The following is a 24,649-nucleotide window of genomic DNA, read 5'->3' as shown; positions in this document are numbered from 1 at the left end:
GCGCCCCCGGTCAGTGCTTGAGGATCTTGGAGAGGAAGTCCCTGGCGCGGTCGCTCTCGGGCGCGGTGAAGAACTCCTCCGGCGTGCGGTCCTCGACGATCCGGCCGTCGGCCATGAAGACGACGCGGTTGGCGGCCGAGCGCGCGAAGCCCATCTCATGGGTGACGACGACCATCGTCATGCCCTCCTGCGCGAGCTGCTGCATGACCTCCAGCACCTCGTTGATCATCTCCGGGTCGAGGGCGGAGGTCGGCTCGTCGAAGAGCAGCGCCTGCGGCTCCATGGCGAGCGCGCGGGCGATGGCCACCCGCTGCTGCTGGCCGCCGGAGAGCTGCGCCGGGTACTTGTCGGCGTGCGCCGCAAGTCCCACCCGCTCCAGGAGTTGGCGGGCCCGCTGCTCGGCCTCCTCCTTCTTGCGCCCCCGGACCTTGACCGGCGCGAGCATCACGTTGGCCAGCACGCTCTTGTGCGCGAACAGGTTGAAGGACTGGAAGACCATGCCGACTTCGGCGCGCAGCCTGGCCAGTTCCCGCCCCTCCTCGGGGAGCGGGTGGCCGTCCAGGGTGATGGTGCCGGACTCGATCGGTTCGAGGCGGTTGATGGTGCGGCACAGGGTGGACTTGCCGGAGCCGGAGGGCCCGATGACGACCACCACCTCGCCGCGGCCGACGGTGAGATCGATGTCCTGGAGGACATGCAGTTTCCCGTAGTGCTTGTTGACCCCGCGCAGCTCGATCAGCGCATCACCGGCCATGTGCAGCCCTGCTCACTCTCATCCGTCCAGCCAGGACACCGCAACCTACCCGCACGAAACCGGGCCTTCTCCGCTGACACGCACAGATGCCACGACAATCCCCGATTACCGGAGAAAATGCCCACGCGTGCCGGGTACGGAACCGCCGGGAGCGCCGGGCACGGAACGGCCGGGCGGGCCACTGGCGCACCGCGCTTCCCTAGGTACACAGAGCCTGCCTGCGTACCTAGCCTGTGGGGCATGGGTGACAACCGGCCTGTCTTCCAGCGCATCGCCGACGACCTGCGCCGCCAGATCGACGAGGGCGCGCTGCCCGTCGGTGCGCGCATCCCGTCCCGCTCCGAGCTGAAGCGGGCGTACGAGGCCAGCGACCAGACGGTGGACCGGGCGGTCCGCGTCCTGAAGGCCGCCGGCTATGCGGAGGGCCAGTTCGGGCGCGGGGTCTTCGTGACCGACCGGGCGCCGATAGGCACCCTGCTGCGCTCCACGGGCGCCGTGGACTCCCCGTTCGCCGCCCGCATCGCGCTGGAGGGCTCGCCCGACGGCGCGCCGCTGACCTGGGAGGCGTCCTCGACGACGGCCGCGGCGTCGGACCGGGTGGCGCGGCGGCTGTGCATCGTGCCGGGCACCGGCGTCATCCGGTCGGTGTACGAATACCTCGCCAACCGGCAGCCGGTGCAACTCGCCACGAGCTGGGAGCCGCTCGCCATCACCGAGGGCACGGACGTGGTCTTCCCGGAGTGCGGACCCTACGCGCGTCGGGGCGTACGAGGGCGCATGGCGGCCATCGGCATCCGGGTGGTGCGCGCCGAGGAGCGGGTGGGCTCGCGGCCCGCTTCCAGCGCCGAGGCGGAGACGCTGGGCTGCTCCCCCGGGCAGTGCGTCACGGTCGTGGAGCGCACCCACTTCGACGCGGACGGGCGGGCCGTGGAGACCTCGGACATCGTCGTACGGGCCGACCGGTGGCGGCTCGCGTACGACATCGGGTTCGTGTAGCCGGGGCCGGGCGGCCGGACTTCAGGCGGACGGGCTTCGGACGGTCGCGCCGGGGCCGGCGTCCGTGTTCCGGCGGCCCGGGCTCTCAGCTCTCCGCGGCCTCCGCGTAGAGCTGGCAGAGTTCGGGCGCTCCGGTGGCCGCCCAGTCCCGGCCCGCGGTCACCACGTCCACCTCCCGGCCGGACGCCAGCCGGACCACCGGCTCGCCGCCCGGCCACACCTTCCAGCTGGCGCCGGGCACCGTGCGCACCAGCACCGTGCCCAGGTAGAAGCCCGCGTCGTTGCCGAGCCAGGTCACCACCTCGGGGTCGTCGCGCCAGGCGGGGCGCAGCTGGTCCAGCGCCTCCAACGAGTGCACCGAATCGTCCAGTTCCACGCCTTCGGTCTGGGCCTGGGCACGCAGCAGCTCGCATTCCGCCAGGAGCTGGGCCGCGCCTTCGGGGTCGTCCACCACAGCGGGGCTCGCTTCCGGCCGCTTGCGCCACTTGTCCAGGAAAGACATGTTCATGGGCGTAGCGTCCCACCCGGGCCGGGGCGCCCGCCACAGGCGCGCGGCAGGCCGGTGGCCGGATCGGCGCGCCCGGCCACCGGTTCCGGCCGGTCCCGTACCCGTTCCCGGCACCCGCGGAAGGACTGCCCGTATGCGCGTACGACTGTGGGGCGCGATACTCGCCCCGGCCCTCTCCCTCGCCCTGAGCACCACGGCCGCCCCGGCGGCGCCGCCACAACGGCCCGCTGAACCGGTGCCGTTGGAGCGCCTCTTCGACAACCGGGCGGTCAGCGAGCCGGGCGGCCCGGCGTCGGCGGACTTCGACGGCGCGGGCAACTCACTGTCCGCGCGGGACCTCGCCGCGGCGGGCTGGACGCCGGGCCGGATGCTGACCCTCGACGCGGCCCGGCCGCGGTGGCCGCGCACCGCCGCGGGCCGGCCGGACAACGTACGGGCCGACGGCCAGGCCGTACGGCTGCGCGGGCGCGGTGACGCGGTGACGCTGCTGGTCGCGGCGACGGGCGGCACGGTGAGCGGCACCGGCACGGTCCGCTACCGGGACGGTTCGCGCAGCACGTACCGGCTGACCGCGCCGGACTGGCGTACGGGCCCGCTGAGTACCAAGGCGGTCGCGCTGCCGCACATCAACATACCGGGCGGCCAACGGGCGGAGCGGGCGCGGCTGTACGCGGTGAGCGTGCCGGTGGTGCGCGGGCGCGAGGTGGCCGCCGTCGTACTGCCCCGGGACCCGGGTCCGGGCGCCGATCTTCACGTGTTCGCGGCGACGGTGCGCGACAACGGCGCCGGCTGGACGGGCAGTTGGGGCGCGAGCACGGGAGGGTACGCGAAGGCCGGGCCGTGGGGCGGCCGGACGCTGCGGCTGGTCGTGCACAGCGGCGCGGGCGGGCCGCGCGTACGGGTCCGGCTGGCGAACACCTTCGCGGCGGCGCCGGTGGACTTCGGGGCGGCGAGCGTGGCCGTGCAGGGCGCGGGCGGCGGCGCGGGAGCCGCCCGCACACCCGTACCGCTGACGTTCGGCGGACAGCGCGGCATCCGGGTCCCGGCCGGCGCCGAGACGTACAGCGATCCGCTCCGCCTACGCGTGCCTGCGGGCCGGAACCTGCTGGTCAGCCTGTATCTGCCGGGCACGGTGACGACAGCGCCGGTGCACGGGCGGTCCCAGCAGGTCTCGTACGTCAGCGCACCGGGCAGCGGCGACCGTACGGGTGACGCCGGCGCCGCGGCGTACCCCGGCACGCTGACCGGCTGGCCGTTCCTGACCGGGGTGGAGGTCGCGGGCGGTCCGGGCACGGTCGTGGCACTCGGGGACTCCATCACCGACGGCCAGGGCTCGACGGCGGGCGCCAACCGGCGCTGGCCGGACGTACTGGCCCGCCGCTTCCAGGCCCAGCACGCACTCCCCCGCTACGGCGTGGTCAACAGCGGCATCGCGGGAAACCGGGTTGTCACCGACCGCTACCCGGGTGACGGCGTCAGCGCCGACGTCAGCGGGGTCAGCGCGCAGCACCGGCTGGAGCGGGACGTGCTGGCGCGGCCCTCGGTCCGTACGGTCGTGGTCTTCGAAGGCGTCAACGACCTACGGACCGGCACTCCGGCGCACGAGGTCGTGGCGGGACTGCGGTCCCTCGCCCGGCGCGCACACGAGCGCGGGCTACGGGTGGTGGCCGCGACCATCGCGCCGTGCGGCGGCTTCCCGGACTGCACGGCGGCCGTCGAGGAACGGCGCGCCGCCGTGAACGCCGCCCTCCGGGCGCGCGGCGCGGGTTTCGACGCCGTACTGGACTTCGACGCGGTGCTCCGCGACCCGCGGCACCCGCAGCGGCTGCTGCCCGCGTACGACAGCGGCGACCATCTGCACCCCGGCGACGCGGGCATGCGGGCGCTCGGGGAGTCGGTGCACCTGCGGGCGCTGGTGCCGGGCGGGCGTTGACGGGGGCGGGCCCTTCCGCCGGCTCAGACGTCCAGATCCACCACCACCGGTGCGTGGTCCGAGGCGCCCTTGCCCTTGCGCTCCTCGCGGTCCACATAGGCGTCCGATACGGCCTTGGAGAACGGCTCGTTTCCGTAGACCAGGTCGATGCGCATGCCCTTGTTCTTCGGGAAGCAGAGCTGGCGGTAGTCCCAGTACGTGAACGGCTTGTCGTACTTCAGGGGGCGCGGCACCACGTCCGACAGGCCGGCCTCGCGCAAAGAGGCCAGGGCGGCCCGCTCGGCGGGCGTCACATGCGTCATGCCCTCGAAGACGGAGGTGTCCCACACGTCGTCATCGGTCGGCGCCACATTGAAGTCGCCGAGGACCGCGAAGGGCCGGGGACCGGCCGCGTCCTCGGCGACGGCCGCTTTCAGCGCCTCGAACCACTGGAGCTTGTAGGCGAAGTGGGCGTGGTCGATCTCGCGGCCGTTGGGCACGTACACCGACCAGACGCGGACCGGGCCGCAGGTCGCGGAGACGGCACGGGGCTCCTGCACCCCTTCGTACTCCGGGCCGTCGGCCAGACCGGGAGTGACATCCTCCAGACCCACCTTGGACAGCAGCGCGACGCCGTTCCACCGGCCGGTGGCGTTCACGGCGGCCTCGTAGCCCAGCTCGCGCAGCTGGTCGTACGGGAACTGCTCGGCCGAGCACTTGGTCTCCTGGACGCACAGCACGTCCGTGCCGGTGTTCTCCAGCCAGGCCAGCAGCCTCGGGAGGCGGGCGGTGATCGAATTGACGTTCCAGGTCGCGATGCGCATGTCCGTAAACCTACAGCGGGGGTGTGACAGTCGGGGTCCGTGCCCGGCGCGGCCGGGGGCGGGCACCGTATCTCAGTTCAGCGCGGTGCGCTCACCGGGTGCGAGGCGGCCGTGGTCGGTGCCGCCCAGCTTGTCGATCATGCCGTCGTAGACCGGGCGGGCGTGGTCCTGGAGCAGGCTGTCGTGCACGTCGATGGCGCGGCGCGGCCGGACCTCGCGGACGTAGTCGATGACCTCGGCGACCTTGTTCCAGGGCGCGTGCACCGGCAGCAGCAGCGTGTCGACCGTACGCCCCTGGGGGACGGTCAGCGCGTCACCCGGATGGAAGACGGTGCCGCCGTCGTCCTCGGTGGTGATCAGGTAGCCGACATTCGTGATGCACGGAATGTCCGGGTGAATGACGGCGTGCATCTGCCCGTGCACCTCCACGTCGAAACCGGCCGCGGTGAACGTGTCCCCCTCGCCGACCGTGTGCACCCGCCCCGGAAAGGCCGCGGAGATCTGCTCGGCGACGGCGGCCAGGGTCCAGATCTCGGCGCCGCGGTTGGCCTCCATGCCCGCGCGCAGCCGCTCCTCGTCGAAGTGGTCCATGTGCTCGTGGGTGACCAGGATGGCGTCGGCGCCGACCGCCGCGTCCCGCTCGCTGAAGACACCGGGATCGATGACGAGCACCTGCCCGTCCTTCTCCAGCCGGACGCAGGCATGGGTCTTCTTCGTGAGTTCCATGCTTCCCATCTTGCCGCGCGGAGCCCTTGGAGGGCCGCAGCGGGAGGCGGGCGCCGGCCGTCACCCCTCCGGGGTGGTCTCCTCCCGTATGACACGCTGCGCCACGGCGAAGGCCGCGTTCGCGGCAGGCACACCGCAGTACACCGCCGTGTGCAGCAGCACTTCCTTGATCTCCGTGGGCGTCAGCCCGTTGCGCAGCGCGGCGCGGGTGTGCAGCGCCAGCTCGTCCTGATGACCGCCGGCGACCAGCGCCGTGAGCGTGATGATGCTGCGCGTACGCCGGTCCAGCCCGGGGCGCGTCCACACCTCACCCCACCCGTACCGGGTGATGAACTCCTGGAAGTCCCCGGTGAAGTCATCCGTCGTCTCCTCCACCCGGTCCACGTGCGCGTCGCCGAGCACTTCGCGCCGGACCTTGATCCCCTGCTCGTACGCGCCGCCCCGCACCGCCTCCGGCTGCCTGAGCCCGGACTCGATCGCCGCTGGCGTCATGGGCGGAGGCGGCGGCACGGCCGCCGGCACCGGCTTGGGCGCGGCGGCGCCGATCGCCGTCTGCCCGGTGGCACCCGGCTTGTCGTGCCAGGCGGCCGTGAAATGCCGGATGAGCAGCTCGGTGACGGCGGCGGGCTGCTCGACGGGCGCCAGGTGGGACGTACCGGGAACCAGCGCGAGACTCGCGTCCGGAATGCCCGCCACCAGGGTGCGGGCATCGGTGGTCGGGGTGACCTGGTCCTCGGAACCGACGACGACGAGGGTGGGCACGCCGATCCGCTGGAGCGAGGAGCGGACGTCGAAGGCGGCCATCGCCTCACAGGCGGCGATGTAGCAGCCCGGGTCGGTGGTGCGCACCATCTGGACGGCCCACTCGACGATGGCGGGCTGGGCCCCCGCGAAGCCCGGGGTGAACCAGCGCTCGGGCGAGGTGCGGGCGATCGGGTCCAGCCCGTTCGTACGGATCACCACACCCCGCTGCCGCCAGGCGTCCGCGGTTCCGTACCGCGGCGAGGAGGACACGAGCGCGAGCGAGGTGACCCGCTGCGGCCGGGTGAGCGCCAGCTGCGCACCGATGGCACCACCGATGGAACACCCCACATACCCGAAACGTTCCACCCCCAGCACATCGAGCGTGGCCACCAGTCGGTCGGCCAGCTCGGCGACGGAGGACGCCGGATACGCGGGCGAGCCGCCATGCCCGGGCAGATCGAACCGGACGACGCGCCAGTGGCGGGTCAGCTCGGGTACCTGGCGATCCCACATGTGCCAGGTCGTCCCGAGCGCCGCCCCCAAAACCAGACAAGGTGCGTCTTCCGGCCCGTCAGAGCGGTATTGCAGGGTCTTCACCGTCGTCTCACTCACCTGCTCACGCTCCCACATGTCGTGGTGGGGACCATAGCGGGGGCCTGGCGGCAGCTGTTTGACCAGGTGCGCAGGAGCGGACCAGCTCGCGGTTGCCCAGGCCGGGCGCGACCTCCAACCTCCATAGCCTCAGCCGCCCTACGGTCGCCCTCAGGAAGAGTTGCCTCGGGCTTTCAGCGGCTGATCGAGATGGCGAAGGGCGCGAATCCGCCGGATCGGATCACGTGCGGTACGAACAGGACGGCGGCCTCGGCAGCCCGCGCGGTCTCGACCCCGCCGAGGTCCGTGACCCACTCCTGCTGCCAGCCGAGGTCGGCGAGAAGCCCGCGTACGGCCTGTTTGGCCTCCGGGTTCTCGCCGGAGAGGAAGGCGGTCGGTGTCCGGGTCAGCGCGGCGGGCGCGGTCATCACCGTGTAGAGCATCGTGTTGAGCGTCTTGACGACGCGCGTGTCAGGGAGGGCTTCTTGGAGGTGCTCCGCGAGGCTTGAGCCGGGGTAGAGCAGGTCGGCCGGCAGGCCGTCCGGTCCGTCGACGGTGGCGTTGGAGACGTCCACGAGAATCTTGCCCCGCAGTTCCTCGCGCAGTGCGACGAGCCGCTCCAGCGATCCGGCGCCCGGGGTGGCGTTGATGACGATCTGCGCCGTGCGGGCGGCGTCGGCGGCAGCGCCTGGCGAGCGGTCCGCCACGGTCACCTGGTGCCCGGCCCCGGTGAGGGTTCGGGCGAGGCTGCCGCCGACGCGGCCGTTCCCGAGAACAGCGATCATGGTCATGCGGATGTGGTCCTTCCGGTGGTGGTGGTTCTCGTGGCAGTCAGCGGGAGAGCGTGGTGACGGCTGCGGTGTGCACGCCGGGCGCGGCGGCCAGGAAGCTCTCGCTCTGCGGGGTCCAGGGGCGGCCCTCGGCGTCGGATATCCGTCCGCCGGCCTCGGCGACGAGCAGCGCTCCGGGGAGCAGGTCCGCACGGGCCCCGGCGAACTGCCAGAAGGCGTCGATCCGGCCGGCGGCCACGTTCAGCAGGTGCAGGGTGGCGGGCACGGAGGTCCGCACCACGAGCGCGTCGAAGAGCATCGCGGTGATCGAGGAGCCGATGCGCCGCACGACCTTCTCGTCCTCGTCCGGCCTGGCCTGGCTCGTGGCCACGAGGCTCAAGCCGAGGTCCGTGGTCCGGGACACGCGCAGCGGGCGGCCGTCGAGCCGGGCGCCGGCGCCGGCGAGCGCGGTGTAGGTCTCCCCGGCCAACGGCAGGTGCACCGCGGTGAGGACCGGCTGGTTGTCGCGTACGAGCGTGGCGGTCACCGCCCACTCCGGCAGGGCGTGCAGGTGGTTGACGTTGCCTTCGGCCGGATCCAGAACCCACCACTCGCCGGGGGGCAGGGCACCGTCCGCCAGCTCGTCCTCCACAAAGCGGGCGTCCGGGCGCAGGAGGGTGAGGCGGGGGCGCAGGACGCCGAGGGCCGCGTCGTCATTGGCGGCGAGTGCGCGCATCAGCTCTTCGCGGGTCCGGTGGCGGACCACGTCGCCGAACCGCTCCCGCAGCACCGAAGCCGCCGCGCGCACGGCGATCGCGGTCTGCGCGAGCAGGTCGGCGTCGGACCCGGAACCGGCTGTTGCAGCGCTTGGGGTGCTCTGCATCGATGTGGGCATGGCGGTGCTCCCGTCTGAGAAAGGGGGGTGATGAGGCGAACTGGGCGAGGACTGTGTCCCTTTCGCGCCCGCATTTCGAAGGTAGAAGGGCCGACCATTAACCACAAGTGCATGTAAAGCACGGCTAGCATGACTCTCATGCAATTGGATCTGAACCTGCTCGCCGCGCTCGATGCGCTGTTGGAGGAAGGCAGCGTGGCCGGCGCAGCCGAGCGCCTGCGCGTCACCGCCCCCGCGATGAGCCGAAGCCTCGGCCGGATCCGGCGCACGACAGGGGATCAGATCCTGGTGCGTACCGGGCGCACGATGACCCCGACGCCGTACGCACTCGCCGTCCGGGAGCAGGTGCACGAGCTGTTGCAGCAGGTCCAGGGCGTGCTGGCACCGAGCCGCGCACTCGACCTCACGACGCTGGAGCGCACCTTCACACTCCGCTGGCACGATTCACTCGTCGCACTCGGTGGCCCCGCGCTTCTCGCGGCCGTACGCGAGCAGGCGCCGGGCGTACGTCTGCGTTTCATCGCGGAATCGAGCACCGATACCCCCGAGCTGCGCCGCGGCGAGATCGATCTGGAGGCGAACGCGAACCGCCCGACCGCACCCGACATCCGCGCCGACCGGGTGGCCGAGACCCGGCACGTCATCGTCGTGCGGCAGGGCCACCCGCTCACCCGGGCCGAGGCCGTCACCGCCGCGCAGTACGCCGCGGCCGAGCACATCACCGTCTCGCGGCGCGGAAAGCTCGGCAATGCCCTCGACGACGCTCTCGGGCGGCTCGGCCTCACCCGCCGGGTGGTGGCGACCGCGCCCACCGAAGGCACCGCCTTCGAGTTCGTGCGCGACTCCGACCTCCTCGTCACAGCCCCCGAATCGACAACACGCGCAACAGCCACGGCCCTCGGCCTGACCCTGCTCCCCCTGCCGTTCGAACTGCCGCCCATCGCGGTGTACCTGTCATGGCACCAGCGCTATGACACCGACCCCGCACACGTCTGGCTACGCGACCTGGCGCGGAGCGCGTTGGCGCCCTGACGTAACCGATCGGGAAGGAGCACCATGACCACCAACCCGCCCACCGCCGGCGTCCCCGCTCCACAGCAGAAAGCCGCCCCTCCGACCGAGATGTCGCATCGGTCAGGAGGGACGGCTGTCCATTGCTGACAGCGCGTCAGCTCATGCGTTGGACGTGCGTCCGCTCTGGCGTCGGGGTCAGGACGGGTCGCCGTACTGGAGGCCGCGTCCGTTGGTGCCGACGTAGACGCGGCCGAAGGTGTCGGGATCGCCGGTGATGACGCCGACGCTGCCGATGTTGCCCCACTGGTGGGCGTCGTCGTTGACGCGGAGCCAGGTGGCGCCCTTGTCGGTGGAGCGGAAGACCCCGCTGACGTCCTTGACGGTGCCGATCATGTACAGGGCCTGGTACGAGGCGCCCGGTGCGGCCTTGCCGAAGCCGAGGGCGGCGGCGGACTTCACCGTGGTGAGCCTGGCGAAGGTGCGGCCGCCGTCGGTGGAGTGCAGCAGCCCCTGGTCACCGCCGGCGATCCACAGGTCTCCCGCGACGCCGGGGACGGCCTTGAGCCGGCCGTCGGCGGGGAGACCGGTGGCCCGGGCGGTGAAGGTCGCTCCGCCGTCGGTGCTGGCGTAGAGCGTGCCGCCGGCCAGCGAGTAGAACGTCCCGGCCGAGGAGCGGTCGGCGACGACCACGGCGCCTGTGCCCAGGCCACCGACCTTCGACCAGCTCGCCCCCTTGTCGGTCGAGCGGTACGGGACCTGGCCGGCCTCGGTCCACACGATGCTCGAACCGTCCGCCGCGAGCGCGACATGGCCACTGTCGGCGCCGGCCACCGGCTCCGACCGGAAGCCGGTCCAACTGTTGCCGCCGTTGGTGGAGTAGGCGCCGTCCTGCGCGCCGCCACGGCCGACACGGACCATCACCGAGGGGTTGGCCTGAGCGAAGTCGATGTCGCTGCTGTTGGTCATCATCGGGTTGTTCATCCGCCCGGCGGGCACCTTGGTCAGGTCGTCGTGGCGGAAGCCGCCCTGGTCGCCCATGGCGGTGATGACGGTGGCACCGCCGGGCGGGGCGATCGCGTCCATCAGCGCGGTCTCCTCCAGGCCGCGCGCGCCCACGGTCCAGTGGCTGTTGCCGCCGCTGTCGGTGGCGTCGGCATCCTTGCTGCGCCAGATGCCGTTGCCGGTGCCGTACAGCACGTGCCCGGAGTCGAAGGGGTCGATGGCCAGGGCGGTCATCCAGTGCCCGGTGTGGGTGCCGATGTACGGAGCGGCGAAGGCGTTCCGTACGGATTTCCCGGCCAGCGCCTTCCATGTCGTGCCGCCGTCGGTGCTGCGGTAGATCTCGTCCTCGGGCCACCAGCGGCCGAGGGTGGTGACCATCACCGTGGACGGCTTGCGCGGGTCGACGGCCAGGCCGGAGAAGCCGTAGCTGCCCTGGGACGGGGAGATGTTCTTCCACGCTCCGCCTGCCGGGGTGTACTTCCACACCGAGCCCGCCGTCACGCCGTTGGGTCCGAGGTTGTCGGTGTACGTCAGGTACAGCGAACCGTCACCGGAGACCACACCGTGCTGGGGCAGCTGGCCGGTGGGGTGCCCGGGGACGGCCTTCCAGGTGCTGCCGCCGTCGGTGGAGCGGTAGAGGGAGGCCGACCTGTCCGCGACGCCGACGTAGACCGTGTTGCTGCCGGCCGGCCCGTACGTCACGAAGGAGATGCCGGCACCGCTGCCCGCCCCGTCCTTGACCGGGAACGAAGAGACCTGCCGCCACGTCACCCCGTGGTCGGTGCTGCGCCACAGGCCGTTCTTACGGGTGCCCAGCAGCAGGGTGCGGTGGTCCGAGGGGTCGACCACGAGCCGTTCGCCCGCCCCGCGGCCGTCCTCGTTGCCGCCCAGTTTGAACGGCAGATCGGTGCGCTGGAAGGTGCGGCCCCGGTCGGTGGAGCGCAGGATCGCGCCGTTGCCGGCCCAGTTGTTGGTGTAGGTGCCCGTCGCGAGGTAGAGCCGGTCGGGGTCGACGGGGTCGGTGGCCAGCGCGTCGATGCCCAGCAGGTTCCAGTCCTTCTCGCCGAGCCAGTCCGTGAGCGGTATCCACTGCTCGGCCGCGGTGTCCCAGCGGTAGGCGCCGCCCATGTCGGTGCGCGCGTACAGCAGGCCCTTCTCCCGTGGGTTGAACACCAGGCCGGTGACGTAACCGCCACCGACCACCTGGGCGTTCCTCCACGTATACGGTCCGGCCGCGGCCGCCCGGCTGTCGGTCGCCTTCGCCAGCTTCCACTGCTGGTTGGTGCTGCCCCTGCCGGGATACTGGACGACCGCCGCGCCCTGGGCCGTGGCGCCTCCGGAGACGTCCAGGACCTGCCCGCTCTTGCGGGAGGTGAAGGTGACGGCGCCGGAACCGCTCACGTCATCGATCCGCCATTGCTGGGAGGCGGAGGAGCTGTCGGTCTGCTGCTCGGCGGCAGCCGACCGGGTGGTCGAGCCGCCCGCTATGCCCAGCACCTTGCCGCTGTTGCGGTTCACGAGCTGGTAGTAGCCGTCTCCGGTGGGCCGCAGTTTCCACTGCTGGTTGGCGGTGTTCTGGTCGGTCCACTGCTGGATGCGGGTGCCGTCGGCGGTGGAGAAGGCGTTGACGTCCATCACCTTGCCGCTGCGCACGGAGACCAGCCTGTAGTAGGCACCGGCGTCGATCGTCGCGGCCTGGGAGTCCTCTTGGGTGAACAGGAGGTACGGCACGACGGCGGCCGGCACGCCGAGCACCAGGCCGGTCGCGGCTCTGCGACGGCGGTGACGCCCGCGGCGCCCTCCGTCCGTGGGGCTTTTCATGGGGAGGTGTTCTCCTTGCATATCACCGTGGATCGGGCAGGTCAGCGCTGCAGAGTGAGGACACCCGGCCGGTACGGGAGTCGGTCGTAGTCGCCGCCCGCTGTGGGGGACTTGCCCTGGTAGAGGAACTGCAGGTTGCAGGGATCGATGGTCATGGTCTGGTCGGGGTTGCTGCGGACCAGGTCACCGTGGCTGATGTCGTTGGTCCAGGTGGCACCGCTGTTGGCCTTGCCCGCGAAGGGGTGGCTTTCATCGGTGGCCTGCGGGGTCCACGGACCGCTCAGGCTGGAGGCCGTGAACGAGCGGAAGTAGCGCGTCTGGTGCGCGCCCTTCGCCTCGACGATCATGAGGTACTGGTTCCGGCCCTGGACCTTGTAGACCTGCGGCGCCTCGAACAGCTTGTCCGGCGTGTCGCTCATGACCGTCGTGTACGAGGAGCCGAAGTTCCCCGGGAAGTTCCCGATCGGCATGCTCGCCCGGTAGATCTTGCCGTTGTCACCGGCGAAGAACAGATACATGTTCCGGTCGTCGGCGATCAGGGTCTGGTCGATCGGGCCGGTGGGGGAAACGGTGCGGGGGATGCTGCCGGTGAACAGCGGACGGGGCGCGGACCAGCTGTTCGGGTCGGTGGGGTTGCTCGACGTGCGGTAGCTGAAGGGCCACGCACCCCACTGGGACGCCAGCACCCAGATCCTCTTGGGGGCGAAGTAGAACAGGGTGGGCGCCACCGCGCCCTCTCGCATGGCGGTCTGGCCGGCCGACGCCATGTCCGACCAGTTCGTGAAGGGGCTGAAGGCCATCGAGCCGTACGAGGTTCCGGACGCGCTCGACGCGTAGACCAGGTGCTTGCCGTTGTGCACCACGCTGGTGAAATCCTTCACCGCGGCCCACCCGTGCGAGGGCTGTGCGAGGGCACCCGTCGATTTCCACTTGTACGTCGAGGGAAGAGCACACGCGCCGCCGCCCGCCGTCGTCCCGGACGGGGCGGTCCACTTCTGGTTGTCGACGGACGCGCAGGCGTACAGCTGGATCTTGGTGCCGTTCGCGGTGGCCGCGCCGACGGCGTCGAGGCACAGCCCGGACTGGACGCCGGTGATCGTGCCGTTGGCGTTGATGTTCCACCGCTGGTTGGCGCCGCCGTTGCAGTCCCAGACGACCAACGAGGTGCCGTTGGTGGTGCCCTTGTTCCTGGCGTCCAGACACTTGTTGTCGTGGACCTTCAGCTGCTTGGCGGCGGTGTAGGTCCAGCGCTGGTTGGCCCGTCCGCTGCAGTCCCACAGTTGCGCCGGGGTGCCGTTGGCGGTGGTGGAGTCGGGGATGTCGATACAGCGGCCGGAGGCCACGCCCTTGATCTCCCCGGTACCGTCGGCCGGCTTGGCCGGGGGCGTACCGGAGCCGGAATGGAGAGCGTTCATGACGGCGGTGTACGCGGGCTTCGGCCTGCCGTTGTCGTCGAACAGCAGCGGGCGCTCGTCGCGGCGCCAGGAGTCGCTGTCACGGATGCCCCACACCGTGATGCCGGTGCACCGGGCCACGGCCAGGCAGGCTTTCACGGTGTTCGCGTAGTGGACGGGTGGTGCCTGGGCGATGTCCAGTTCGGTGATCTGGACGTCGACGCCCAGGGCGGCGAAGGCGGCCAAGGTGGTCTTGAAGCTCGCCGGCGGGCCGCCCGCCTGGAAGTGGCTCTGGAACCCGACGCAGTCGATGGGCACGCCGCGGGACTTGAAGTCCTTGACCATGCGGTAGACGCCCTGGGTCTTGGCGTCCGACCAGTTCTCGATGTTGTAGTCGTTGTAGCAGAGCTTGACCGAGGAGTCGGCCGCACGGGCGATGCGGAACGCTTCCTCGATGTGGCCGTCGCCCAGCAGGTCCTGGAACTTCGAACTGCGGTGCTGGGAGGAGCCGTCGGCGAAGGCTTCGTTGACCACGTCCCAGGCGTAGACCTTGCCCTTGAAGTGGTTCATCTCGGTGGTGATGTGGTTCTTCATCGCGCTGCGCAGGGTGTTGGCGTCGGTGATGGACTTCACCCAGCCGGGCAGCTGTTGGTACCAGACCAGGGCGTGGCCACGTATCCGCTGCCGGTGCGCGGTGGCGTGGCCGACGATCCGGTCGGCCTGGCCGAAGGTGAAGGTGCCGCGGGAGGGTTCGGTGGCGTCCCACTTCATCTCGTTCTCCGGGGTGATCATGTTGAACTCCCGGTCGAGAATCGTGGAGTACGTCGGGTCGCCGAGCCTTCCGGCAGCCACGGCCGTACCGAAGTACCTGCCCGAGGGGGCCGCCTGCGTACTCAAGGCTGCGGCTCCGGCGGAGCTGGGGAGGAGCGTCACGACTCCGGCGATCACCGCCGCGGCCGACAGTCCTACCGTCACTGTCCGGCGGCTCCGGCGGAGCCGGTGCAGGCCCTTCATGATTCTCCTCGGAGGTCGCGGATCACCTGATCTGCCGCGGGGTGGGTGCGGTGCAGGACGTGGGACCGTTCCTGCCTACCGGTCACCCGGGGTTCGTGGGTGTGTCGGGTCATGGGAGCCGCTTTCTTCAGGGGATACGTCAACGGGTCGTGGGAGACCTGCCACGCCGGCACGCCATGGCGAGCGGCGGGAAGATCACCCCTGAAGTGGAGGCTTTCGAACCCGTGGCCCCGTAACGGAAAAGTCGCGCCGCCCGGAGGATTGCCCGGTGATGCATCTCGCAGGCAAAAAACGTTATGCCGAGCCCGGTGGTCCGGCCGTCCCCGTGGAGAGGAATGCGGACCTGTCACGGCGAAGCAGCCGTCGATGAAATGCGGACCGAACCTGGACTCGGCGCAGCGCTCGGCTCACTGCGGGGTGAAGGAAGGCGTGATGCGGGCTCGTTGCTGCGAAATCGCCGGCTGTCACCGAGCGACCCGGCCCAGGCTGCTCAAGGAACAGCCCTCAGGCCCGGGCCCTGCGCGTGATGAAGGAAGCCTGGCCGGCGAAGGCCCGGGTGCCGTCGGAGCCATCGAGCCAGATGCCGCCGTCGCGGTGGCGGAGGACCGATCCGGGATAGTTGTGCGCGTGCAGGGTCACCGACCCGGCGACCGCACCGGGGCGCGGACAGAAGGTGGCGTCTTCACGGAACAGTTCGCTGCCGTCGTCGGCGCTCAGCCGTAGCCGCAGATACTGATGGCGAAGATACCGGCCGTCTGCGGCGCGGAGCGTGACGCACCGTGTGTCGGCCAGTCCCCCGATGACCGTGAAGGTGACCCGTTGCGGTGCCTGCGCGCCGCTGGGCGCGGAGACCCGGCCGCCGAGCGTCGCGAAGTCACCGGCATACGTGACGAACAGGCCGGGCTGGTCCACGGACTCCAGCGACTGTGCGCCCAGCGGAACCGTGCCTGCAACGGCGGACGGACTCGCCGGGGACGGCTTGGGCGACGTGGTGGTGCGCGACGGGGTCGGCGTAGGGATGCGCGACGGGGTCGGCGTGGGGGTGCCGACCGGGGGAGCGGCGATGACGGCAGGCGTTCGGGGCGCCGGCTCCGGCCAGGCCGCGTAGGTGGCGGTCCCGGCGATGAGCACCGCGCCGGTGGCGAGGCTCACCATCGGATGAGCGGTCACCACGTGCAGTTTGCCGATCAGCGAGCCGTGCAGACCGCTTCCCCCCGTCGCCGTGCCGACGGTGACGTGTGCCGCGGCCAGCCCGGCGGCGCCCGCAGCCGTACCCGACAACAGGCCCTTGGCGGCCAGCGCGGCGAGGAGTGCGGCCGGGACGGCCAGCGGCGCGATGTTGACAAGCAGCAGTTCGGCCGGAACCCGTTCGGTCGTCGTGCAGACCGGGCAGTCGCGGGTGTGCCGCGCGATCCGCTTGCGCCACACCGATGTAGGGAGACCGTCCCAGCCGACGACGGTCTCGTTCAGCTGCGGACAGCGCGGGTCCGCCGCCAGCGCGGCGACGATCGTCCGGCTCAGTTCCAGTTGCTCGCGCATACGTTGCAGGCGTACTCCGGCGTGGGCGGCACTGAGCCCCGTCGCGTCGGCGATGTCCTGACGGCTCAGCACGCCGGCGCATTCCTGCCACCACAGCGACAGCAGGACCCGGTGGTCCGGGTCGAGCCACCGGGCGGCTTCGACCACCTGACGGCGCTCGTCCGACATGTGCAGACGCAGGATCGTCACGTCCTCCAGCGCGGCGCCGGCGCGCGGCGTCCGGAGCGCCTCGTCGATGACCGTGGTCCGGTCGGCGAGAGTGCGTTGCCGGTGCCAGTGGGTATTGATCTGGCGGAGCGCGATCGACACCAGCCAGGACCGGAAACTTTCCGGGGCACGCAGGTCGGGCAGGTCGCGCACCACGCGCAGCAGGGTCTCCTGGACGACGTCGTCGACGTCGGCATGTCCGCTCAGCGCTCGCCCGACGATGTTGTAGAGCAACGGCAGGTATGCGGCGATCAGCTTCTCGCGCGCCCGGTCGTCACCGGCCTGCGCCGCGACAACCAGCTCCGCGTGGCCCGCGTCCATGAGCCCCATCCCACCTTCTTCAAGGAAGCGATCCGCCGAGTACGGCGGCATACCTTAGCGTCGGCAAAGGGATACGGCCAAAGCCTGCGCCTTGGGCGGACGAGCCGTCCCGTGGCGACTCGCGGGGCCGGGTACCGCGGGGCGTTCGGGTAGCAGGCGGACGCCCCCGCCTATTGAGCACCTGCTATGCCTGGCGTCCGGCCCACCGAAGTACGGAGGCAGCGCGCCTGTCGCCGCAATAAGCGGCGCCGGAACCCTGCGGAATTCTCACCGAGTTCCGCAAATCCAGACCTCACATGCCGACGGCCCCGGCCTCTCGTTCGTACGGGCAGGCCACCGCGCGCCACCGCCCGCGCCGCGCCGGCCACGCACACCTCCCGCCCCACGGTCACACCTGCGGCCGCCACCGGCGGCCCGCACATCTCAGCGTGACCTGAGCGGTTCGCGGGTCGCGGCCGGACGCGGTGGCCAGGCGCGGGGGGCGAGGATGCCCAGGACGTAGGCGCGGGCGACGAGGGCGGGTCTGGTTTCGGCGCCCAGTAGGTCCCGGAGCCGGCTGAGGTGGTAGTCGACCGCCTGCCGGGAGAGTTTCAGCGAGGTGGCGATCTCGCCGTTGGTGCTGCCGCCGGCGAGGAGGGACAGTATGCGGATCTGCGCGGCGGTGAGCGGCGGGTGGGCGTCGTGGGCGATGCTCTGGTCGGTGACGACGGCCCACACGTGCGCGACGCGGCCGACGGGTCCGCTCACCGTGGACAGGTGGAGCTGCGCGCGGCGCTGGCGCCCCTCGGTGTCCAGGAGGACGGCGGAGGTCTCCGCCCGCCGGATGCGGCGGGTGATCAGCCCCTCCCAGGCGCGGCGCAGGGGGCGCAGGTCGGGCGTGGCGGCGAGCAGGGTGTGCGCGCGGCGGCCGACGAGGTCGGACAGGCGTGTCCGGAACAGTTCGGCGGCAGCCGTACCCGCCTGTTCGATACGGCCGCCGACCGAGAGCAGCGCGCAGGGCAGACCGCTGTAGTCCCGCAGCGCGCGCAGCTTCTCCTCGGCCTCCTGGCGCTGGCTCGTGGCGCGGACGTGGTCGGTGATGTCGACGTAGATCCCGGCCACGCAGGTCCGGCCGTTCTCCTGGACCGGGAAGCGGTGGCCGGCCGCCTGCCCGGTGCTGCCGTCCGAACGGTGATAGCGCAGGTGGTGGCGGACCGGCTTGCCGCGGCGGAGGATCTCCTGGTCCAGGGCCCGGAACTGGGCGGCGTCGGAGGGGGTGTCGAGATCCTCTATGCGGCTGCCGACGACCCGCTCCGGTGTGGTGCCGTAAAGGTGCGCGTAGGCGTGGTTGGCCCACAAGTAGCGGCCGTCGCGGTCGCGGAGGAAGGCCGCGGCCGGCGCGAAGTCGGCGAAGTCCGCGAAAGCGGCGTACGGCCGGCCGCCCGCGGGCTGCGCACCGGCCTCCATCGCGAACCCGCGCGTCCAGCCCCGGCTCCCGTCCTGGGGCCGTCTCACGGTGAAGGTCCGGCCGTCGAACTGGACCAAAGGGTGGCCGTTTTGGAGGGCGTCTCCCTGAGCGGACAGTTCTTGGCGCGCACGGTCCAGGAAGCGCTGTGTGGTGGGCAGGTCGGCGAAGGCCCCGCCGCCCCGCTCCTTGACGCGCCCCTGCTCATCGGCCTCCCACCACGACACGGGGAGACGCTCCAGCAGTGCTCTGAGACCGGGATCGTCCACGACGGCCTTTCCGTCCATGTCCCCACCGGGCGGCGGGAAGTGACATGGCGATGCCTATCCCGTGCGGAGTCCGGCCATGCTCGGTTATCGGCCGACTGCGATGCGCAAGCGCCTCGTCAAGGCGGTTTGCCATAGGTGATCCGCGACCTTCGTCCGCACTCCAACGATGTCCACGACTTTGGCATTTGCCTGATTGGCGCCCGCCTCCGGCGGCACTTCCGGCACCCGCCTTCTGATTCCCTTGTGTGTGTCACCGGTTACCCGCCGTGTTCTACGCGGGTTGCGTCACGGTGCCCCGGTCGCGGTTGGCGGGCAGTGGTGGTGCCAGGCCACGGCCCGACGCCCCGGACGGACGAGCGAACAGACAAGTGACAAGTGATGGGAGACGAATCTCAGTGAGCACGGTGCTGTTGGTGCACGCCAAGGGCGGTCCGCCGCTCGGCCATGTCCTGTCCCGGGCAGCCGCGCGAGCAGACGTGCACCTGCTGGCGCTCAGCGCGCTTGTGCCGTCGGTCGCCGCGTCCGCGGAGCGTCTGTGCGCCTCGGTCGTGCTGCCCACCGACGCGGAGCGGTCCGATCTGGTTTCGTTGATCGTCTCGCGGGCCCGGGCCGTCGGCGCGGACGCGGTTCTCACCTTCTCCGAGTACGCGGTCGTGGCCGTCGCCGAGGCGTGTGAGGCGCTCGGCCTCGCCGGGGCGGGAGAGGCCGCCGCGCTCGCCCGCGACAAGCGGATGATGCGGCACACCTGGCAGCGGCACGGCCTGCCGCAGCCCGCGTTCCGCCCCGTCGCCACACAGGCGGACCTGCACGAGGCCGTCGCCACCCTGACCGCTCCCCTGCTGCTGAAGGCGGCCTGGAGCGCCGGTTCCACCGCCCACCAGATCATCGGCTCCCCGCAGGAGGCCGATGCCGCCTGGCAGCGCTCGCGCGAAACCATGGACCAGTCCGCCCGGCTGGGCTTCGCCGAACTCCATGTCGCCGAGGCAGTTGGGCACTTCGTGGTCGAGGAGATCGTGGCCGGCGACACCGCGGGCTGGTTCGACGAGCCCGGCTGGGGCGACTACGTCAGCGTCGAGGGCGTGGTGACCGGCGGCGTCTTCCGGCCGGTCTGCGTCAGCGGCCGGATGCCGACGGTGCGGCCGTTCACCGAGCGCGCCGGCATCACCCCCGCGTCGCTTCCCGCGGACCTCCAGGACCGCGTCGTCGCCCTCGCCCGGGAAGCCGTCGACGCCCTCGGCCTGCGCGACTGCGGCACCCACACCGAGATCAAGCTCGGCGCCGACGGGCGGATGTGGCTGATCGAGACGGCCGCCCGGTTCGGCGGCGCGATGACCGTCCCGCAGATCGAGGAGGTGTTCGGGCTCGACGTCGTCGGCATGCTCGTGGACCATCTTCTGGGCCGTCCGGTCGCCTGGCCCGAGCGGGTCCTCGGCCCGGAGCAGGCACGGGGCGCCGCGGGTTCCCTCGTCGTCCTCGCGGTGGACGGCCGCGGCGCGGCCTGGCGGGACCGCAGGCTGTGGGACTTCCCCGTGGTGCAGGAGGCCGTCGCACTGAGCGAGGGCAGCACGCTCTCGGTGGTACCGGAGAGTTCCCTGCCCGACGGCAGCACCGTGCCGGTCTACGACCCCGCCGGCGGTGCCAACACGATGGCGGCCCTGTGCCTGCTCTCCGCCGCCGACGCGCGCACCGTGCTGCGCGACTTCACGGCTCTGGTGGACGCGCTGCCCGACGTGCTGCCGCCCGCCGTACCCGCCGCGCCGCGGTCCGGGTCTCCGGCCGACCGGCCCCCGTCCATGGCCAAAACGTCAGCATCCCCCGCCCGCCCGCGCGTCCGGCCGGCCGTACCGTCCGAGGGAGTCGCCGTATGACCACCGCTCCGCTCCCCGTCAGCGTCGCGGATCCCGCGACCGACCGCACGGTCGTCGGTGAGAACCTCTCGCTGCCGCTGTTCCGTACGCTGTCCGGGGTCCTGGCAGGCCACCCGTACCTCAAGGTCGTCGTCGACCGCACCGAGGCCACCTGGCACCTGCTCGACACGGCCGCCCACCCGTTCCACGTGAACTACATCGCCACCCGTGTCCTCGGCATGAGTCTCGACGAACTCGATGCACGATTGGACGAGTTCAACGCGTCCGTCTACATGGACCCCGGGCGCCGCTTCCTGCTCGGGGTGCTGTCCCTGCACACCGACGAGGACCGGGAGGGCCGCGAGCGCACCTTCCTCGTGCTGGAGACGACCGAGGCCGACACCATGCACGGGGAACTGCTGGAGTTCTTCTACACCTTCGTCCGGGAGCGCGTCGACGGCAGGCTGCCGCTCCTGCTCAAGCCCGCCAACCACGGCCAGGAAGAGACACTGGCCTCGGTCAGCGAGCAGCGCGTGCCGCGCATCCTCGGTCACGAACTCTTCGGCTCCCGGGTCCGCGTGCCGCTCAACGCCGGGGAAGCCACCGGCCGGCTGCGCTGCTTCACGACCGTGGCGGAGTACGAGGCGGCGGCCGACGGGCTCGGCTGGTCGGACATCGTCGCCATGCCCTGCCTGCCGGACGGCGTGCAGCGGGTGGCCGGGTTCATCAACACCGCGCCCATCACCCCGCTGTCCCACACCAACGTCCTCGCCTCCGGATGGGGCATCCCCAACGCGATCGTCCGCGACCTGGAACAGCTCGTCCAGAAGGACGGTCTGGACGGGGCCTGGGTCCGCTACCGGGTCCGCGAGGACGAGATCACCCTGGAGCGGCTGGAGCAGGCCCCCGAACTGCGGGCCCCGGCCTGGCACCAGCAGCGCATCCGCCTGGAACCACCGCTCCTGGAGGACGCGCCCGTACTCTCCCTGCACCGGCTGCGCAGCGCCGACCGGGACCGCTACGGCACCAAGGCGGCCAACCTCGGAGAACTGCACCACGTGCTCGACAGCCGCACGGCCGACCTCACCGCGTTCTACGGCCGCCCCCGCCCGCCCCGTAAGAACCTGTACGGGCACCTCGCGGCCCGGCTCGGCCTGGACGCGCCCTCCGCCGCCGAACTCCGCGCGGCCGCGGCCTCCTTCGCGGCCGGCACCGTCGCGGCTCCCGAGGGTGTGGCCCTGCCGTTCTCCCTCCTGCACCGCTTCCTCACCTCCTCCCCCGCGCTCCAGCAGGGCATCGGCAAGCTGAAGATGGCGCTCGAACTCGACGCCATGGGCGTCCTCGACCCGCTCTGCCTGCAGATCCAGCACCTGATCCGGCACACCGCGATGCCCGACACCGTCGCCGGGGAGATCACCCGCGCCTTCCCCGCCCCGCTCGCCGCGGGCGGCCGGCTCGTGGTGCGCTCCTCCTCCAACGCCGAGGACCTGCCGGGCTTCTCCGCGGCAGGGGTCTACGACTCCGTCACCACCGTCCACGGCACCGGCGAACTCCTCGACGCCGTAAGGCAGGTGTGGGCCTCCCTGCTCTCGCCGCGCAGTGTGCGGCTGCGCCACCAGGTGGGCATATCCCTGGACGACACCTACATGGGCGTGATCATCCAGGAGTACGTCCCCGCCGCGCTCGGCGGCGTGCTGGTGACCTGCGACCCCACCCGGCGCGAGGACTTCCGCAACGTCTACCTCAACTGTTCGCCCGGTTCGCCCGAACAGGTCGTCGAGGGCGAGGTACTTCCGCAGCAGTACCTCTACAACACCGTCGAGGGCGGCGGGCGCACCGTCGCCCTCGGTTCCTGGAGCGAGGGCCTGCCCGCCGCCACCCGGGCCCGGCTCGCCGACCTGTCCCTGACCGGCCGGCTGCTGCAGTCCCACTTCAGCGCCCCCGAGGTGGACGACCCTCTGGACATCGAGTGGCTGCTGACCGACCAGGGCGACTTCCGCCTGGTCCAGATCCGCCCCTACGCGCTGTGAGCCCCCGCCTCCCGCGCTCCGCGGCGCGGCCCGCGGCCACGCCCCCGACCGGCACCGCCCGGCGCATCATCCGGCTCAACTACGGCTTCCAGCTGCTGTTCAACCTGCTGTGGTGGATGCCGGTGTTCTACGCCTACCAGAAGGACGCCGGCCTCTCCGACGGGCAGATCTTCGGTATCCAGAGCATCTACTACGTGGCCTTCTGCCTCTTCGAGATCCCGACCGGGCTGATCGCCGACCGGATCGGTACCCGCAACTGCCTGCGGGCCGGCGCCGTCGTGATGACGGCCGCGAACCTCGCCCCGGTGGTCAGTTCCTCGTACTCCGGCTTCCTCGTCCACTTCCTCGCCATCGCCGCCGGCCGCTCCCTCACCTCGGGCGCGGCCAGCGCCTACCTGTACGACGGGCTGCGCGCCGAGCGGTGCGAGGAGCACTACCTCAAGGCGGAGGGGACCGCCCGGGCACTCGGACTCGCCGCGAAGATCCTGTGCTGGCCCCTGGTCGGGCCGCTGATGGTCCTCGTCCACCCGGCCCCGTACCTCCTGAGCGCCCTGAGCGCGGCCGGTTCCCTGATCTGCGTCATCGCCCTGCCCCGGACGGCAACGCAGGCTCGCGGTGCGGCCTCGCCGGGCCGGACCGGAAAACCCCGGGTACCACGGGGCGGGCGCGGCACCTCGCTGGGCGACGCCAAGGCCGCGCTGCGCTGCGTGGTCTCCTCGCCGTGGCTGGCGCTGGTCATGGTCCAGGGCGTGGCCGTGTTCACCCTGTCCAGGATCTGCCAGGTCAACCTCTTCCAGCCGATCCTGCTCGACCACGGCATCGGCGAGTCCGCGCACGGCGGGGTGCTCGCCGCCATGACGGTGGCGGAGGCCGTGGGCTCGGCGCGCCCCCAGTGGCTGGGCCGCCGCCTGACGCCGGTGGCCTGGGTCTCCGTCCTCAGCCTCGTCCTCGCGGGCACCCTGGCGGGCATCACCCTCGGCGGGAGCTGGACGACCGTCGCCCTGCTCTGCGTGTTCGCCGCCGCGGCCGGCTTCGCCTACCCGATCCAGCGCAAGCTGGTCAACGATGCCGTACCTGCCGGCGCCCCACGGGCGACGCTGCTGTCGGTCGAGTCGATCGTGGACCGCGCGGTGTGCGCGCTGGCGGCCGTCGCCGTGGGCGCCTACCTCTCCGCAGGCCACCTGGACGCCCTGCTCTGGCACAGCGCCCTGGCGACCGCGGTGCTGCTCGGCGCCTTCCAACTGGTCCTGCGGAGCATGAGGACACGGAGCGGTGCGGGTGGGGACGTACGTACCGGCGCAGGCGCACACGCAACGGTTCAGGCGCGCCCGCGGGAGCCGTACGCCAGGCACTCGACCACCCGGACCGGAAGGTAGGCGGGAAGGAAGGGCCGTCCGACCCGATAGGCCACGTAACCGAGCGAAGCCGCCACATACGTCTCCTTGGCGGTCTCCCCCTCGTAGACGAGCCGGCAGCCGTGCGCCGCGGCCTTGGCACGCTTCCAGAGGACGGGCGCCGGCTTACGCTCCGCCTCGGTGCGCGGAGTGAGAATCCGGTCGCCGAAGTCCTCCCAGGCGAACGGGACGGGCCCCTTCCATGCGCCGTCGACCTCCTTCTTCAGGGCGGCAGCGCGCTCGGCGTCCGTCTTGCCCCACGAGGACGGCACGTTGGTGATCAGCCCGACCTTGATGTGCCGCTCCCGCAACGTGCGCAGATACGCGGCCGCACCCGGCAGGTAACTGATGCCGGAGTCCGCGGCCGTGTGCACGAGAGTCTCGCCCAGATCGAAGTAGACGATGGCGCAGCCGCGCGCCGGAGGTGTCCGCACCCCGGCCGGAGCGCCGTGCGACACGTCCGCCGGCACGACCGCACTCGCCGTGGTACCCAGCATGACCGTCGCCACCGCGGCGGCCGGCAGCACGAGACCGATACGGAAGAAGCCACGGAAAGAGGTTCTCTGCATGGCGTTCGGCGCCTCTCTCTTCGACGCGCCACGCAGACGCGCCCCACGTCAGGTGCGTGACAAA

At 71.5% G+C, this 24,649-nt stretch carries 18 protein-coding genes; 6 read left to right on the top strand and 12 right to left on the bottom strand.

Going from position 1 to position 24,649, the window contains the following annotated elements:
* Window positions 1–10: 10 nt before the first annotated feature.
* Window positions 11–754, bottom strand: a complete 744-nt coding sequence (locus ADK86_RS13445; RefSeq protein WP_030592637.1) for an amino acid ABC transporter ATP-binding protein — start codon at window positions 752–754, stop codon at window positions 11–13.
* Window positions 755–994: 240 nt separating this feature from the next.
* Between ADK86_RS13445 and ADK86_RS13440 the strand changes: the two genes are divergently transcribed.
* Window positions 995–1,750, top strand: a complete 756-nt coding sequence (locus ADK86_RS13440) for a GntR family transcriptional regulator (protein ID WP_053696797.1) — start codon at window positions 995–997, stop codon at window positions 1,748–1,750.
* Between the two features lie 85 nt (window positions 1,751–1,835).
* Here the strand turns inward: ADK86_RS13440 and ADK86_RS13435 are convergent, their stop codons facing one another.
* The gene (locus tag ADK86_RS13435; RefSeq protein ID WP_030592631.1) at window positions 1,836–2,258 is read right to left on the bottom strand and encodes a DUF6278 family protein; all 423 of its coding nucleotides are present in this window, start codon (window positions 2,256–2,258) and stop codon (window positions 1,836–1,838) included.
* A gap of 133 nt (window positions 2,259–2,391) precedes the next feature.
* Here ADK86_RS13435 and ADK86_RS13430 point away from each other — a divergent pair, with 133 nt between their 5' ends.
* A complete protein-coding gene (locus ADK86_RS13430; protein ID WP_053696796.1) occupies window positions 2,392–4,191 on the top strand; it encodes an SGNH/GDSL hydrolase family protein in 1,800 nt (599 codons plus the stop codon).
* A gap of 23 nt (window positions 4,192–4,214) precedes the next feature.
* On the opposite strand, the gene ADK86_RS13425 is transcribed toward ADK86_RS13430, so the two are convergent.
* From ADK86_RS13425 to ADK86_RS13405, 5 genes are all read right to left on the bottom strand, one after another.
* Complete coding sequence (locus ADK86_RS13425; protein ID WP_053696795.1) at window positions 4,215–4,994, bottom strand: exodeoxyribonuclease III; 780 nt, start codon at window positions 4,992–4,994, stop codon at window positions 4,215–4,217.
* A gap of 72 nt (window positions 4,995–5,066) precedes the next feature.
* Window positions 5,067–5,720: an MBL fold metallo-hydrolase gene (locus ADK86_RS13420; RefSeq protein ID WP_053696794.1), complete on the bottom strand. Its 654-nt coding sequence runs from the start codon at window positions 5,718–5,720 to the stop codon at window positions 5,067–5,069.
* A gap of 60 nt (window positions 5,721–5,780) precedes the next feature.
* The gene (gene pcaC / locus ADK86_RS13415) at window positions 5,781–7,076 is read right to left on the bottom strand and encodes a 4-carboxymuconolactone decarboxylase (RefSeq protein WP_199834397.1); all 1,296 of its coding nucleotides are present in this window, start codon (window positions 7,074–7,076) and stop codon (window positions 5,781–5,783) included.
* A gap of 173 nt (window positions 7,077–7,249) precedes the next feature.
* Window positions 7,250–7,846 carry an NADPH-dependent F420 reductase gene (locus ADK86_RS13410; protein ID WP_053696792.1) on the bottom strand — a complete coding sequence of 199 codons (597 nt, stop codon included), beginning with the start codon at window positions 7,844–7,846 and terminating at the stop codon, window positions 7,250–7,252.
* 40 nt (window positions 7,847–7,886) lie between these two features.
* A complete protein-coding gene (locus ADK86_RS13405; protein WP_053696791.1) occupies window positions 7,887–8,720 on the bottom strand; it encodes an inositol monophosphatase family protein in 834 nt (277 codons plus the stop codon).
* A gap of 138 nt (window positions 8,721–8,858) precedes the next feature.
* Between ADK86_RS13405 and ADK86_RS13400 the strand changes: the two genes are divergently transcribed.
* Window positions 8,859–9,752, top strand: coding sequence for a LysR family transcriptional regulator (locus ADK86_RS13400; RefSeq protein ID WP_053696790.1), 894 nt, complete (start codon window positions 8,859–8,861; stop codon window positions 9,750–9,752).
* A gap of 177 nt (window positions 9,753–9,929) precedes the next feature.
* Here ADK86_RS13400 and ADK86_RS13395 read toward each other — a convergent pair whose 3' ends face one another.
* The 4 genes from ADK86_RS13395 to ADK86_RS13380 form a co-directional block, all read right to left on the bottom strand.
* Window positions 9,930–12,557, bottom strand: coding sequence for an RICIN domain-containing protein (locus ADK86_RS13395; RefSeq protein WP_053696789.1), 2,628 nt, complete (start codon window positions 12,555–12,557; stop codon window positions 9,930–9,932).
* A 41-nt stretch (window positions 12,558–12,598) separates the two neighbouring features.
* Window positions 12,599–14,965, bottom strand: coding sequence for a non-reducing end alpha-L-arabinofuranosidase family hydrolase (locus tag ADK86_RS13390; RefSeq protein WP_053696788.1), 2,367 nt, complete (start codon window positions 14,963–14,965; stop codon window positions 12,599–12,601).
* Window positions 14,966–15,469: 504 nt separating this feature from the next.
* Window positions 15,470–17,041: a sigma-70 family RNA polymerase sigma factor gene (locus tag ADK86_RS13385; RefSeq protein WP_234345840.1), complete on the bottom strand. Its 1,572-nt coding sequence runs from the start codon at window positions 17,039–17,041 to the stop codon at window positions 15,470–15,472.
* A 414-nt stretch (window positions 17,042–17,455) separates the two neighbouring features.
* Window positions 17,456–18,763 (bottom strand): PAS domain S-box protein, encoded by a 1,308-nt coding sequence (locus tag ADK86_RS13380; protein ID WP_199834396.1) that lies wholly within the window; start codon window positions 18,761–18,763, stop codon window positions 17,456–17,458.
* 377 nt (window positions 18,764–19,140) lie between these two features.
* Between ADK86_RS13380 and ADK86_RS13375 the strand changes: the two genes are divergently transcribed.
* Genes ADK86_RS13375 through ADK86_RS13365 form a run of 3 tightly spaced genes read left to right on the top strand, consistent with a single transcriptional unit; the run spans window position 19,141 to window position 23,998 of the window.
* Window positions 19,141–20,613 (top strand): ATP-grasp domain-containing protein, encoded by a 1,473-nt coding sequence (locus ADK86_RS13375; RefSeq protein WP_053696787.1) that lies wholly within the window; start codon window positions 19,141–19,143, stop codon window positions 20,611–20,613.
* Entirely contained in the window at window positions 20,610–22,622 is a 2,013-nt protein-coding gene (locus ADK86_RS13370) for a PEP/pyruvate-binding domain-containing protein (protein WP_053696786.1), read from the top strand. The genes ADK86_RS13375 and ADK86_RS13370 overlap by 4 nt, the downstream gene beginning before the upstream one ends.
* Window positions 22,619–23,998: an MFS transporter gene (locus tag ADK86_RS13365; protein ID WP_053696785.1), complete on the top strand. Its 1,380-nt coding sequence runs from the start codon at window positions 22,619–22,621 to the stop codon at window positions 23,996–23,998. Before ADK86_RS13370 ends, ADK86_RS13365 begins: the two co-directional genes overlap by 4 nt.
* On the opposite strand, the gene ADK86_RS13360 is transcribed toward ADK86_RS13365, so the two are convergent.
* On the bottom strand, window positions 23,941–24,585 hold the full coding sequence (locus tag ADK86_RS13360; RefSeq protein ID WP_053696784.1) for a hypothetical protein: 645 nt from the start codon (window positions 24,583–24,585) through the stop codon (window positions 23,941–23,943). The genes ADK86_RS13365 and ADK86_RS13360 overlap by 58 nt on opposite strands.
* Window positions 24,586–24,649: the final 64 nt, after the last annotated feature.

The organism is Streptomyces sp. NRRL F-5755 (genome assembly GCF_001279365.1).
Lineage (GTDB): Bacteria > Actinomycetota > Actinomycetes > Streptomycetales > Streptomycetaceae > Streptomyces > Streptomyces rimosus.
The sequence above is the reverse complement of the archived record's forward strand: the minus strand, read 5'-3'. Positions and strand labels throughout refer to the sequence as shown.

Excerpts from the sequence above, each read along its gene's own strand:
- ADK86_RS13410 (WP_053696792.1), bottom strand. The coding sequence starts at position 7,846 with ATGACCATGATCGCTGTTCTCGGGAACGGCCGCGTCGGCGGCAGCCTC.
- ADK86_RS13440 (WP_053696797.1), top strand. The coding sequence starts at position 995 with ATGGGTGACAACCGGCCTGTCTTCCAGCGCATCGCCGACGACCTGCGC.
- ADK86_RS13360 (WP_053696784.1), bottom strand. The coding sequence starts at position 24,585 with ATGCAGAGAACCTCTTTCCGTGGCTTCTTCCGTATCGGTCTCGTGCTG.
- ADK86_RS13395 (WP_053696789.1), bottom strand. The coding sequence starts at position 12,557 with ATGAAAAGCCCCACGGACGGAGGGCGCCGCGGGCGTCACCGCCGTCGC.
- ADK86_RS13380 (WP_199834396.1), bottom strand. The coding sequence starts at position 18,763 with ATGGACGGAAAGGCCGTCGTGGACGATCCCGGTCTCAGAGCACTGCTG.
- ADK86_RS13405 (WP_053696791.1), bottom strand. The coding sequence starts at position 8,720 with ATGCCCACATCGATGCAGAGCACCCCAAGCGCTGCAACAGCCGGTTCC.
- ADK86_RS13430 (WP_053696796.1), top strand. The coding sequence starts at position 2,392 with ATGCGCGTACGACTGTGGGGCGCGATACTCGCCCCGGCCCTCTCCCTC.
- ADK86_RS13420 (WP_053696794.1), bottom strand. The coding sequence starts at position 5,720 with ATGGAACTCACGAAGAAGACCCATGCCTGCGTCCGGCTGGAGAAGGAC.
- ADK86_RS13445 (WP_030592637.1), bottom strand. The coding sequence starts at position 754 with ATGGCCGGTGATGCGCTGATCGAGCTGCGCGGGGTCAACAAGCACTAC.
- ADK86_RS13425 (WP_053696795.1), bottom strand. The coding sequence starts at position 4,994 with ATGCGCATCGCGACCTGGAACGTCAATTCGATCACCGCCCGCCTCCCG.
- ADK86_RS13390 (WP_053696788.1), bottom strand. The coding sequence starts at position 14,965 with ATGAAGGGCCTGCACCGGCTCCGCCGGAGCCGCCGGACAGTGACGGTA.
- ADK86_RS13385 (WP_234345840.1), bottom strand. The coding sequence starts at position 17,041 with ATGGGGCTCATGGACGCGGGCCACGCGGAGCTGGTTGTCGCGGCGCAG.
- ADK86_RS13400 (WP_053696790.1), top strand. The coding sequence starts at position 8,859 with ATGCAATTGGATCTGAACCTGCTCGCCGCGCTCGATGCGCTGTTGGAG.
- ADK86_RS13370 (WP_053696786.1), top strand. The coding sequence starts at position 20,610 with ATGACCACCGCTCCGCTCCCCGTCAGCGTCGCGGATCCCGCGACCGAC.
- ADK86_RS13435 (WP_030592631.1), bottom strand. The coding sequence starts at position 2,258 with ATGAACATGTCTTTCCTGGACAAGTGGCGCAAGCGGCCGGAAGCGAGC.